Origin of the sequence: Streptomyces sp. ADI95-16 (genome assembly GCF_003721495.1) — a bacterium.
Lineage (GTDB): Bacteria > Actinomycetota > Actinomycetes > Streptomycetales > Streptomycetaceae > Streptomyces > Streptomyces goshikiensis.
Window position 1 is genome coordinate 7924556 of record NZ_CP033581.1, and the last position, 11274, is coordinate 7935829.

General features: G+C 71.1%; 14 protein-coding genes and 5 pseudogenes. 15 read left to right on the forward strand and 4 right to left on the reverse strand.

The window, feature by feature from the left end; translation table 11 throughout:
- Positions 1 to 9: 9 nt before the first annotated feature.
- A complete protein-coding gene (locus EES41_RS43375) occupies positions 10 to 552 on the reverse strand; it encodes a TetR-like C-terminal domain-containing protein (protein ID WP_174261781.1) in 543 nt (180 codons plus the stop codon).
- Here EES41_RS43375 and EES41_RS43380 point away from each other — a divergent pair.
- The 3 genes and pseudogenes from EES41_RS43380 to EES41_RS35485 all read left to right on the forward strand — a co-directional run.
- Positions 434 to 688, forward strand: a pseudogene (locus tag EES41_RS43380) (SDR family oxidoreductase); the annotation flags it as partial. The gene EES41_RS43375 and the pseudogene EES41_RS43380 sit on opposite strands and share 119 nt — an antisense overlap.
- Before the next feature lie 454 nt (positions 689 to 1142).
- Positions 1143 to 1715, forward strand: a complete 573-nt coding sequence (locus EES41_RS35480) for a winged helix-turn-helix domain-containing protein (RefSeq protein ID WP_302186193.1) — start codon at positions 1143 to 1145, stop codon at positions 1713 to 1715.
- Positions 1691 to 2197: pseudogene (locus EES41_RS35485) on the forward strand (transposase); the annotation flags it as partial. The gene EES41_RS35480 and the pseudogene EES41_RS35485, both read left to right, overlap by 25 nt.
- Here the strand turns inward: EES41_RS35485 and EES41_RS35490 are convergent.
- Both EES41_RS35490 and EES41_RS35495 read right to left on the reverse strand, forming a co-directional pair.
- Complete coding sequence (locus tag EES41_RS35490) at positions 2189 to 2332, reverse strand: CsbD family protein (RefSeq protein ID WP_123081966.1); 144 nt, start codon at positions 2330 to 2332, stop codon at positions 2189 to 2191. The pseudogene EES41_RS35485 and the gene EES41_RS35490 sit on opposite strands and share 9 nt — an antisense overlap.
- A 125-nt stretch (positions 2333 to 2457) precedes the next feature.
- Complete coding sequence (locus tag EES41_RS35495; RefSeq protein WP_123081967.1) at positions 2458 to 2850, reverse strand: ATP-binding protein; 393 nt, start codon at positions 2848 to 2850, stop codon at positions 2458 to 2460.
- An 870-nt stretch (positions 2851 to 3720) separates the two neighbouring features.
- Between EES41_RS35495 and EES41_RS35500 the strand changes: the two genes are divergently transcribed.
- Together EES41_RS35500 and EES41_RS42205 are read left to right on the forward strand one after the other, a co-directional pair.
- Entirely contained in the window at positions 3721 to 4056 is a 336-nt protein-coding gene (locus EES41_RS35500; RefSeq protein WP_123081968.1) for a MerR family transcriptional regulator, read from the forward strand.
- Positions 4053 to 4172, forward strand: a pseudogene (locus tag EES41_RS42205) (IS5/IS1182 family transposase); the annotation flags it as partial. The gene EES41_RS35500 and the pseudogene EES41_RS42205, both read left to right, overlap by 4 nt.
- Before the next feature lie 93 nt (positions 4173 to 4265).
- On the opposite strand, the pseudogene EES41_RS35510 reads toward EES41_RS42205, so the two are convergent.
- Positions 4266 to 4507: pseudogene (locus EES41_RS35510) on the reverse strand (transposase family protein); the annotation flags it as partial.
- Positions 4508 to 4667: 160 nt separating this feature from the next.
- On the opposite strand from EES41_RS35510, the pseudogene EES41_RS35515 reads away from it, so the two are divergent.
- The 10 genes and pseudogenes from EES41_RS35515 to EES41_RS35560 form a co-directional block, all read left to right on the forward strand.
- A pseudogene (locus tag EES41_RS35515) lies at positions 4668 to 4820 on the forward strand (hydrolase); the annotation flags it as partial.
- A 309-nt stretch (positions 4821 to 5129) separates the two neighbouring features.
- On the forward strand, positions 5130 to 5933 hold the full coding sequence (locus tag EES41_RS35520) for a hypothetical protein (RefSeq protein WP_123081969.1): 804 nt from the start codon (positions 5130 to 5132) through the stop codon (positions 5931 to 5933).
- A gap of 83 nt (positions 5934 to 6016) precedes the next feature.
- A complete protein-coding gene (locus tag EES41_RS35525) occupies positions 6017 to 7150 on the forward strand; it encodes a hypothetical protein (RefSeq protein WP_216827285.1) in 1134 nt (377 codons plus the stop codon).
- 12 nt (positions 7151 to 7162) lie between these two features.
- On the forward strand, positions 7163 to 7555 hold the full coding sequence (locus tag EES41_RS35530; protein WP_123081970.1) for a hypothetical protein: 393 nt from the start codon (positions 7163 to 7165) through the stop codon (positions 7553 to 7555).
- Positions 7556 to 7557: 2 nt separating this feature from the next.
- The gene (locus tag EES41_RS35535) at positions 7558 to 7827 is read left to right on the forward strand and encodes a hypothetical protein (RefSeq protein WP_055645541.1); all 270 of its coding nucleotides are present in this window, start codon (positions 7558 to 7560) and stop codon (positions 7825 to 7827) included.
- Positions 7828 to 7830: 3 nt separating this feature from the next.
- A complete protein-coding gene (locus EES41_RS35540; protein WP_123081971.1) occupies positions 7831 to 8331 on the forward strand; it encodes a hypothetical protein in 501 nt (166 codons plus the stop codon).
- Positions 8332 to 8455: 124 nt separating this feature from the next.
- Positions 8456 to 8821, forward strand: a complete 366-nt coding sequence (locus EES41_RS35545; RefSeq protein ID WP_123081972.1) for a hypothetical protein — start codon at positions 8456 to 8458, stop codon at positions 8819 to 8821.
- Positions 8818 to 10515 carry a hypothetical protein gene (locus EES41_RS35550; RefSeq protein WP_123081973.1) on the forward strand — a complete coding sequence of 566 codons (1698 nt, stop codon included), beginning with the start codon at positions 8818 to 8820 and terminating at the stop codon, positions 10513 to 10515. Before EES41_RS35545 ends, EES41_RS35550 begins: the two co-directional genes overlap by 4 nt.
- Positions 10515 to 10859: a hypothetical protein gene (locus tag EES41_RS35555; protein ID WP_123081974.1), complete on the forward strand. Its 345-nt coding sequence runs from the start codon at positions 10515 to 10517 to the stop codon at positions 10857 to 10859. Before EES41_RS35550 ends, EES41_RS35555 begins: the two co-directional genes overlap by 1 nt.
- Before the next feature lie 14 nt (positions 10860 to 10873).
- Entirely contained in the window at positions 10874 to 11272 is a 399-nt protein-coding gene (locus tag EES41_RS35560; RefSeq protein WP_123081975.1) for a hypothetical protein, read from the forward strand.
- Positions 11273 to 11274: the final 2 nt, after the last annotated feature.

Here is an 11274-nt window from a genome sequence, read left to right on the forward strand (position 1 = left end):
TCCGGCCCGTCAGGCGGAAGGCCGGACTCCGTGCATGAGGTTCGTCACCAGGTTCCCCGCGAACTCCTCGGTGAGGGGCGGGGTGGGCATCAGGAGGCGGTGGTAGCAGGCGCCCCAGAGCTGGTCGACGAGGACCTCGGGGTCGATGCCGGCGCGCAGTTGGCCGCGCGTCTGCGCCGTTCGCAGGCCCCGGCACGGGCGGGAGTAGCGTGCCAGGAGGGCGGCCGACAAGTCGGGGTCGGTCTGTGCCTGGCCGATGAGTTCGGCGATCACTCGTCCGGCGGGGGTACGGGTGACGAGGTGGACGAACGCGCGCAGTTGCGCCGTCAGGTCCGCTTCGATGTCGTCGCTGTCGGGGAAGGTCAGTGTGCACTCGACGGCGTGGAAGAAGCCGTCGAGTGCGAGCGTGCCTTTGGACGGCCGCCACTTGTACAAGGCCATGCCCCTGGTCCTGGCCCGCGAGATGGGCGGCCGCGACATTCCCGTGAACAGCGTCGCGCCCGGCCCCACCGCCACCCCTATGATTCTGAACGGCAAGGACCAGGAGAGCATCGACCACCTCGCGGCGCAGTCCCCGCTGGAACGGCTCGGCACGCCGGCCGACATCGCCGAGGCCGTGGCGTTCCTCGCCGGCCCGGGCCGGTGGATCAACGGACAGACCCTCTTCGCCAACGGTGGCCTCGCCTGAGCGGCGGCCCGCGGACGGCAGGCAGCAGGCAGCAGCACATGAGCCGCCAGCGACGATGCGATGTCGCGCGCCGGCGCGCTCGACCCGGGCGGCTCCCTAACGCGGCAGCGTGCCGTACGCGAGACCATGCTCACGGCACACCCCGTACCTGGCGATGTGCGGCCGACACCCGGGACACGGGGCGGGCGCGGTTCCGGTGGTCGGCATCGACGTCGAGGGAGAGTAGACCGGGGAGGTGATCCTCTGCTTCCACGGCGTGGCGTACGCCACGGACTCGGCGGCGGCCTCGGCGGGCCACCCGGCCGCGCCCCGGTCCGCCGGATCGACGGCCCCTCGCCTGGCGGGCGTTGCCCTTACTGACTTGAGCTCGTTGGGGTGAATCGTTGCGAAGTTCCTGATGGGTGTGGGTGGGTGACTGTATTCGTGGTGTGTGAGATATGCGGATGGGGGCGGGCTGACTCCGACAGGACGTCAGCGGCGCGAGGCGGTACGGCTGCAGGCGGCTGAACTGTTCGAGCAGAAGGTCAAGCCGTCGGAGGTTGCAGGGCGGCTGCGGGTGAGCGTGAAGTCGGCTTATCAGTGGCACCAGTTGTGGCGGGACGGCGGTGTTCAGGCTCTGGCCTCTCGCGGTCCGAGCGGGTCGCGGTGCCGTCTGTCCTCGCGGTGTCTGGAGAAGCTGGCCGTGTATCTGGAGGAGGGGCCGGCCGCGCACGGCTGGGTCGAGGACCAGGTGTGGACCGCATCGAGGGTGGTCACGCTGATCGGCAGGAAGTTCCACATCTCCTACAGCGTCTCGGGTGCCACCCGGTTGATGCACCGGCTCGGGTTCTCCCCGCAGGTGCCCGCGCGGCGGGTCGCCGAACGCGACGAGCAGGCCGTGAGCACGTGGCGGGAGGCGACCTGGGCGGAGGTAAAAGGGCCCGGGCGGCCTGCGGGGGCTACGTCTGCTTCGAGGACGAAGCCGGCTTCACCCGACGGCCGCCCCGGGGACGGACCTGGGGCCGGCGCGGCATCACCCCGGTCGTGACGGTCAGCGGGCGCCGCTCGGGACGGCTGTCGGTGGCCGGCCTGATCGCGATGCGGCCAGGCTCCCGGACTCGGCTGTGTCACCGCCTGCGGACCCACCCCGCCGGCAAAGGAACACGTCGCAGTATGGGCGAGCGGGACTTCATCGCTCTGCTCGACGGTGTCCATCAGCTGGTCAGGGCGCCGATCGTGCTGGTCTGGGACCGGCTCAACACCCACGTCTCCCGCAGGATGCAGGAATTCGTGGCAGAGCGTGAGTGGCTGACGGTCTTCCTGCTGCCCGCCTACTCACCCGACCTGAACCCCGTTGAATGGGTGTGGGCACACGTCAAACGCAGCCTCGCCAACCTCGCCGTCATGGCACTCGACCGCCTCGAAGCACTCGTCCGCAACCGGCTCAAACGCCTTCAATACCGGCCCCACACCCTCGACGGCTTCATAGCCGGCACCGGCCTCACCCTCGACGCACCAGCCTCACCTTGAAAAGCCGAAGTCAGTAGCGTGCTCCACGCGGCCCTCGGCGGTCAGCCGCTCGTTGCCGGTCAGGCGGCCAGCGGTCTCCTTGAGCTTGCCCTTGGCCTGCTCGCCCTTTGTCTCGGCCTTCTGCCCGCCAGACACAGCTGATCAACTCCCTGGGCGGCAACGCCTTACGGAACTCCATGTGGCCGCTGGGAGGTCTCGTGAACAGGCCGGCTGCAACCGTCCTGCCCGGGTTCACCAGGGCCGCGGTACGGCCCAGCGCGCTACCGGGGGAGGAAGGCGCAGACGGTCTTGCCGCCTTCGGGTCCGGGCGTGACGACGACGTGGTGGGCGAGGTCGTTGACCATGTGCCAGCCGAATCCACCTGTCCCGTCGACGAGGTCGGGGGTCCGCATCCGCGGCGGCCGCGGGCTGGGATCCTCGACGGCGACCTCGATCGTGCCGGGGTGGGCGGCGAGGCGGAGGGTATAGGCGCCACCGCCGTGGCGCAGGGCGTTCGTCACGAGCTCGGAGACGACCAGGACGACCGTGTCGGCCTGGTCTGGACTGATGGCCGGCTGCCCGAGGGCTTCGAGGAACGCCCGGGCGGCCTGGCGCGCCTGGGCAACGGCGGACAGAGAACGAAGGGCTGTGCGCTCGGCGCTCATCGTGGTCATCGCGCGCTCCGGGTTCTGTTGTCGGTGTCCGGCCCTGCCTGCCCGGTCGTTGTGCCCCCGCCCGCAGCCGTTCAACCCGACAACACCGGATTACCTCAGGGGTACGCACGCGAAAATCTATGTTGGCCAGAGTAGACATTGGATGGTCGAGCAGTTATGGTTTCTCTCGTAGCCCAGTGAAGAAGGGCTTGGCAGAGACGAACTGCCGGGCAGCAGTACCCGTAGTCGCTGTTGTTGGACGGTGCGGTGGTGGAGTTCCGAAGCCAGAGCGGTTGCAGGACGGCGACGGGACTGACGGCCGGACCGGGTGGCCCGCAGTCATCAGGGGCCGCCGCAGGCAGTACCGCAGTGGCAGTACCCGTAAGTGCGGTCCGCAGTACCCAGCAGTGAAGTCAGTGAGCAGCACCTCGGTGAAGGCGTCGGCTGCGGGCGCGCGCACCGGGAAGTTCGGCAGTGGGGTTCTAAGCCAAAGCAGATGCAGGACGGGCGACGGGGCTGGCTGCCGGAGCGTGGCGCTTGGTCAGGCCACGAGCAGTAGAGAAGTACGCAGTACCGAGTGGAGCAGTACACGCAGTTCGCAATTCCCCGCTTGGCAAGCAGTTGATCATCCGAGGGATGAACGGAGGAATTGGGTGCCATCAGGATCGCCCGGGCGGAAGTCATGAGCCTGGGTACCGCAGGACATCGTTAGTGAGGTGGTCTCCGGTCAAGCAACCGCGATCCCCGCATCCCCGACTGCGTCTCCGTCGGGTCAGCGGAACATAGAAGGCCGGCGCAGTATCGGGGCCGGCAGATGGTGTAACAGTTCCTTCGGGGCCCTGGTGCCATAGGCGCCAGGGCCCCTCCACGCGTTTTCATGAAAGAGGTGCGATGACAGCAGAGAACCCGATCGGCCCGCTCGGCGGCCACCTGGACGACGACGACTTCCCCGCCTACACCATGGGCCGGGCCGCCGAGATGCTCGGCACCACCCAGGGCTTCCTCCGCGCCATCGGCGAAGCCCGCCTCATCACCCCCCTGCGCTCCGAGGGTGGACACCGCCGCTACTCCCGTTACCAGCTGCGGATCGCCGCCCGCGCACGGGAACTCGTCGACCGCGGTACCCCGATCGAGGCCGCCTGCCGCATCGTCATCCTCGAAGACCAGCTCGAAGAAGCCCAGCGCATCAACGCCGAGTACCGACGCCAGGCCGAGGCGTCCGGATGACCGGCTTCGGCCGACCCAACCACCGCCACGAACGCCATCCCCGCAACCACCCGGCATTCCTCGGCCTCGCAGCCGCCCTCTGCTGCTACAAACGGCTCGTCCGCCTCACCAGATAGGGCACGGTCTACAGAGCCGTCCCATAAATGATCTTTGAGTGGGTGCGGAAGTGGAAGCGGACGCGGACGTGCGGTGTGCGACCTGCTCGCCCATCCGGCCAGGACGAGGTTGTGCAGGCGGGCGATGCCTCGCACGGCGTCATGGACGCCGTCTCCCTTGAGACGGCAGTCGCGCAGCATCTTCCAGGTCTTCATGCGGGCGAAGACGTGCTCGACGCGGGCGCGGACCTGCTTGTGTGGAGTGTTGTGCGCCTGCTTCCAGTCGGGAAGCCTTCGCCCCGGCGGCGGTGGTGGGGCATGACGAGTCCGGTGCCCGGGTAGCCGCCGTCGGCGAGATGTTTTTGGTGGGTGGGGTGTTTGTCGCCCTGTGGGTGGGTTTGGCGGAACGCTGGGTGGGGGCGGGTCGTGTCTGGCTACGCTCGGTGGATGCCGTTGCTTGCGGGTGATCCGCATCATGAGCGTCTTGTCGCCGCCTCGGTGCGTTCGGCGCTGCGCGGCGACGACCGCAACGCCGACGGCGGCGCGCCGGCACTCGGCGTCCGGGTCCACTTCCCCTCACACCTTCCCGTCGACCGGCGGCCGGGCGGTCTGCGCCCGGTCTTCGGGCTGCTGGGTGACACCTGCCGCGCCCGAGGGGACTCGCGTTGACGGCGGGACGGCGTCGAATGCAGGTGAGGTGGCGTCAGGACCCTTGCGGGAACTGGGAAATGGCGACGGACCAACCGTACGCGCGCCCCGGCGCACAACCCCCCACCGGGCTCGCGCGCTCGCTCGAAGGGGCAGGCGAGGGCGGCGAAAACGCCGATCGGGGCGCAATCGCCCGATCGGTGTGTCTTCTCCTCCGCAGGGAGTACAAGGCCTTGTCGCGCCGTGTGCCGACGTGCGTCCCTATGTCCTGCCGCACGCCGGAGCAGCGCTTTCGCTCCGCGGTCCGCCGCGGCGCGAAAGGACGCGTGCATGGGTGTCATCCAGGACCGGGCCATGGCCCGGCTCGCCGACCCGGTCTTACTCGGCGCGCTGCTCCGACCCCGGGCCCGGTTCCTCGTCGAGCGCACCCATGAGCTGGAGTACGAGCGGATCGAATCGGTGGCGGCGCTGCGGGTCCGGAAGGTCGCGGCCCAGTGGCCGGTCTTCCCGCTCGACGCCCGCCGGGGCACCTGGAGTCAGGTCGTCCCGGGCACGACCCTGTCCGACTTCCGCTGGGAGGGCGAGACGGCCGAGCCGGTGTGGATCGACGTCCTCGCCGAGCTGGAGATCGACGTCGTCGCCGAGACCGACCCGGGCGGCCTCGACTCCCTCGTGGTCAAGGCCGTCGACGCGTACGACACCCTGGACGGGTTCCGCGACCAGTTCCGCTTCCTGGACCTGGACGCGTTCATGCACAGCCATGGCCTCGTCACCGTGGAGGACCTGCGCGAGTCCGGCGAGTACCTCCGTACCGAGGTGAAGCTGCGCCTGCCGCCCGTCTTCGACCCGGGGCACCCCGCCAACCGGCGGACCGTCGCCGTGGACGCCGCCGTGGTCGTCGGCGCCACCGACGACGTCGCGGGGGCGGTACGGGCGGCCCGTCTGGTCGCCGCAGCGGCCCGCGGCCGTCCGCTGTCGCCGGGGTCCTTCGGGGTGCGCGTCGCGCCGTACGCGCTCGTCGCCGCGTTCCCCGCCCCCGTCCCGCTGCCGCCGCCCGCCGAGCCGGGGCTCACCCAGGCGCAGATCGAGAGCCTGCTGGAGGGCGCCGGCATGGCGGCGGTGTTCCTGACCTGATGCGATCGCCGCCCGCAGGCCTGTCCGGGCCACCGGTCGGCGAGCCCCGAAGACCGCCCCCGTTCCGGAAGGAAGCAGGTCCCATGCCCGACAGTCCCGTCCGCTACGTCCGCGTCAAGACCGAGGGCGTCCCCTTCGCCCCCGCCGTCCGTGCCTTCGGCAACGTCGGCATCATCGGCGTCGCGACCCCGCCGGCCAATCCGCCCACGGACTTCCTCCCGCCCAACACCCCCCGGCTGTTCACCGACGTCAACGAGGCACGCAGGATCGCCACCGGCGCCCTCGGCGAGGCCATCGCGACGGCCCTCGTCCAAGAGCCGGGCCCCAGCGAGGTATGGGGCGTACGGCTCGCCCAGCCCAACGCCTACGACGACGCGCTCGCCAAGATGGGCACGGTCAACGTGCAACTGGTCCTCTTCGCCGGCACCGCACTGGCTCTCAGTACCCCGACGGGCGGCCAGCCGACGCCCACCCCCGCCATCGTGAAGCTGGCCGAGCACGTCGTCGCCCCCGTGGCCGACGGCATGGAGCGCATCGGCGTCGCGATGCTCGCCAAGGGAGCCTCCGACCCCGCCGTGGTGGTCGGCAGCCTCGTCAGCGAGCGCATGGTGTACGTGGCGCACAAGAGCGACGACGACGTCGCCGCGGCCGTCGCCGGCACCATCGCGGGCCACGAGCCGCACGTCTCGCTGCTCCTGAAGAAGGTCAAGGTGAGTTCCGAGGCGTTCTCCGCCCAGGAACTCATCAGGCTGAACGACTCCGAGGGCGCAAACACCGGCGGCCCGGCCGGCAAGGGCGTCAACTGGCTGGTCGACCCGCCGCTCATCCCGGGCGCCGGGGTCCATCTCGGCGAGGGCTACACGGGCAACCCCGGCGGCAAGAAGTACATCGACATCGTCCGCACCGTCGATGACATCACCTTCCGGCTCAAGGCCCGGCTCATCGGCAGCATCGGCAACCTCCGGATCAGCCGCTCCGGCCTGCGCGGACTCGTCGCCGAGATGGAGACCGTCCTCGAACCCCTGCGCAGGGCCGAGGTCATCGAGGAGTACGAGATCGTCGTCCCCATCCTCGCCCTGCTCGACAAGCCGCAGCGCACCCCGCTTGAGGACTCCCTCGTCCAGGCCGCCCAGACCGATCGGGCCGCCGATGCCATGGTGCGGGTCGACTACGCGGGAGCGATCCACCGCATCAACATCACGCTCAAGTTCGACTAAGGAGCCGTCCCCATGTCCGACTGGAACACCCGGCTGGAAGTGAAACTCGCCGGCCGGACGATCTCGCCGATCACCAACTTCTCCCCGTCGTTCAACGTGCCGCACACGGTGATCCACAGCCTGGAGGCGGACGGCGTCGGCTATGTGCGCCAGCCCTTCACCTTCACCTTCACGCTGACCATCCCCGCCATCGCCTCGGCGGTCGCCGACCTCACCGAGCTCGCGGTCAACGGCGGCGAGTTCGCCATCGCGGTCGCCGAGAAGAAGGGGACCGACTGGGCGTTCTCCTCGCTCAAGTTCGGCCGCTGCGTGGTCAGCGCCGCCCAGCCCAGCAACATCACCGTCGACGGCGTCCCCCAGGCCACCTTCACCTGCATGGCCCTCAACGTCGGCGTGGAGGACTGACCATGACGTCCGATGACGACCACGCCCTGCCGTCCGCCGCCGGCGACCGGGTCGAGCGCACCGGGATCGCCCTCGTCCACGAGGGCGAGTACATCGTGCCCGCCCCCGGCAGCGAGGCCGTGGTGTCCCACCGGAGCGACGCCGGCCAGGTCGTGCACTACCACTTCCCCGTGGAGGTGGAGGTGGTCGGCGCCCTCCAGGAGCACCACGTACGGCGGATCGCCGCGCACGTCTTCGAGGAACTCGACCGCGAACTCGGCAGCCGGGGGTAGCCGGTGGCGGACAAGGTGCTCGTCGGCACGATCCCCCTGCTGTACGTGCAGAGCATCACCATGACCGAGGGGTACCGGGTCGAGCGGATCCTGGGCAGCAGGTTCTCCCAGGCCACCCAGCCGTCCACGAAGACCCTGTCCATCGAGGCGGTGCTGCTCGGCCCGGACCGGTTCGCGACGAAGAAGGCCCTGGAGGTGCTGGCGCTCACCTCCCGGGCGCTGCTCTCCGCCGCGGGCCCGGCCCTCGCCGCCACCGGCATCCCCGTCGTCTGCGGGCTCACGCTCAGCCTCGACATGCAGATCACCGACCTGCGCTTCGCGCAGAGCGTGCAGAAACGGGAGGCCTTCGACCTTTCCATGACCCTCCAGTACGTGCCCCGCTCCAGTCTGAGCGCCCTGGCCGGCGAGATCGCCGACATGGCGCTCGCCGCCGGGAGCGCCGGCGTCCCCTCCGTACCCGCCCCCGGAGCCGTACCCCGCTCACCCGGCCCGCCGCTCTTCTGAGCCCGGGCACCCCGATGAGCCCAGGCACGCCGGAAAACCCCGGAACCCCGGAAACCCCGGAACCCCGGAAACCCTTGAAAGCCCCGGAAAACGCCGTCCCCGCCCCGTCCCGAGAGGAGGCCCGATGCAGGCGAGTCTGCCCGTCGACGCCGACGAAGGCTTTCCACAGTCCTTCCGGCTGCGCTTCGGCGAGCACGTCTACCGGATCGAGCTGTACGTCAACGCGGCCGAGGAGACGGTCGAGAAGACGGCGGCCGCGGGCGGCGTCCTCGACCTGCTCGGCGGCGGCGGCCCGTTCCTCGTGGTCGCCGTGGCCCGCGAGGAGCCCGGCGGACTCGTCCCGCTGCTGCGCCGCAAGGCCGTCCGCGACCTGCCCTGCCCGGCAGGCGAGCTCCGGCTCGTCTTCCGGGAGGCCCGGGTCGACGTCCGCAACCTCAACGGCACGGGCAGCTACGGCTCGAAGGTCCTCGCGGGGGTGTCCGCCCCATGAGCTTCGCCATCCGCTACAGCCTCACGCTCGCCGAGGAGGAGACCTCCGGCGGGCCCGCGGGCCTCCTCGGGACGGTCGCCGCCGAGGCGGGCCCCCTCGTGGGACTCGCGGGCCTCACCACCCTGCCGCTGAACGTCTCCAACGACGTCTTCGGCGGCTCCCTCGTCCTCGACGCCGACATCACCGTCACCATGGGCGAAGGGGCCGTTGCGAGCACCTTCGAGGCCGTCCTGGTCAACCTGCCCGCCGAAACGGTCAAGGCGCTGCGCGCCGCCCTCGCCCGCCGGCCGCTCTCGGCCACCGTCCGGCTCGGCTACTTCGACGACCGGAGCGTCGGCCGTCACCCCGTCATGGCCGGCCGCGTCGTCAAACTCGCCTCCTGGGTCGCCGAGGACGGCCTCAGCCGGGTCCGGCTCACAGGCCAGGACGCGGGTGGCTACGCCCTGCGCATGACCCCCGCGGGCGTCCACCGCGCCGAGGCCACCACCGCCCTGGAGTTCGCCGACAAGGTCGTGACGGCCGCCGGGCTCACCCTCGCCAAGGGCTCCGCGCTGACCACGAAGCTCACCGACCACACCGTGCGCAACCCCACCGCCCTCGACGCGCTGCGCGAGCTCGCCGACACCGCCCACGCCCCCGTCGTCATCCGCGACCGGCTCGTCCTCATCGGCCCCGCCGTCGGCACCGACGACCCCGCCCCGGTCGTCTTCGACCCGGACGTCAACCTCGTCTCGTACGGCGACGCGCAGGGCGAGGAGACCCTCGTGGTGGCGCCGGGCGAGGAGCGCCCGCCGACCCGCAACTCGGTGAACCTGACCGTCCTCGGCCACCCCGATCTGCGCGTCGGCCAGGTCGCCACGCTCCGCGGAATCGACGACGCCCCCGCCGGACCGCTGCGCGTGAACCGGCTCGTGCACCGCTTCGGCGTCCGCACCGGTTACGTGTGCGAGGTCCAGCTCGTCGCCGCGGCCGCCGGGGAGTTCGTCGAGGCCGTCGACGGGGTCCGGGCAGTCACCGACCGGCTGGACGCCGGCGCCGAGCGCGCCCTGCTCGCCCGCCCCTCCGTCGACGTCGGCGAGGTCAGCTCCTACCGGGCCGCGGGCCACCAGGTCTCCCTCCGCTACGGGCAGTCCCCGCCGCCCTCCGTGAGCATGCCCAGCGTCACCGGCCCGGTCGGCGACGACGTCCTGCTCGACAAACCCGTCGCCGCGCCGTTCGCGTTCGGGCCGTGCGGGCTCATGACCCCCGTCTACCCCGGCATGCGGGCCCTGCTCGCCCACAACCGCAACCTCGTCAACGACGCCGCCGTCGTCGGCTGGCTCTGGCCGCGCACCCCCGGCGCCCGGGCGCCCGCGCCCGAACCCGGCGACTACTGGCTCGCCCTCCCCACCGGCACCGGCTCCGACGGGCAGCCCACCGGCCCCGGCGTCAACGACCTCACCGACGCGAAGGGCGGCCGGGTCATCCAGGCCAGCGGCCTGCACATCCTCGTCGGCACGCCGAAGCTCCCGCAGGTCGGCGCCCGGCCCACCCCGCCCGACGACGACTCGGTCACCATCGAGCACCACACCGGCACCACCATCGAGATCGACCCCGAGGGTGCCGTCACCGTCCGCACGAAGGGAAGCGGGATCAAGCTGACCAACGGGGCCGTGAGCCTGTCCCTCGACGGCGCCTCGGTACAGGTGACGTGATGCCCGAAGTCCTCACCACCGCCTCCGTCCTCACGTGCGCCCACGGCGCCACCGTCCTCACCACCGCCTCGCAGAGCGCGCTCACCGTCGACGGCGCCCCCGCCCTGCTCGTCACCGATCTGCTCGCCGCGACCGTCCCCGCCTGCCCCAACACCGACGTCAGCAAGGGGCAGGCGCCCTGCGTCAAGGTCACCGCGGTCAGCGTCGGAGCCAGCCGCCTGCTGAAGATCAGCGGCACACCCGTCGCCCTCGCCACCGCGAAGGGCACCACCCAGGCCACCCCCGTCCTCCCCTTCGCCTGGCAGGTCGAGGACCCGGGCCAGACCCTGCTCCGTACGGACTGAGGAGCCGCCCGCCCATGCAGCCCCCCGCACCGCCCGAACCCCTCGGCCACAGCCTGCTCCTCGCCGACGGCGACCTCGTCGTCCGCGGCACCGGCCTCGCCGAGGTCCGCGGCCTCGCCAACCTCGTCCAGGCACTGACCCTGCGCCTGCTCACCCCGTTCGGCAGCGACCGCTGCGACCACCGCTACGGGCTCAGCGCCGGGGCCGCCTTCACCCACCCCGGCGGCACCCGCGTCCTCAAGGACCTGCTGCGCCTGGAGATCGTCCGCACCCTGGCAGCCGACCCACGGGTGCGGGAGGTAGCCGAGGTCACGTTCACCGAGGACCCCGCCGTCCGGGTCCTGACCGTCCGGGTCCTCGTCGAGGCCCTCGACGGCCGGACCACCGCCCTGAGCGCCGAAGTGGAGGTGTGAAC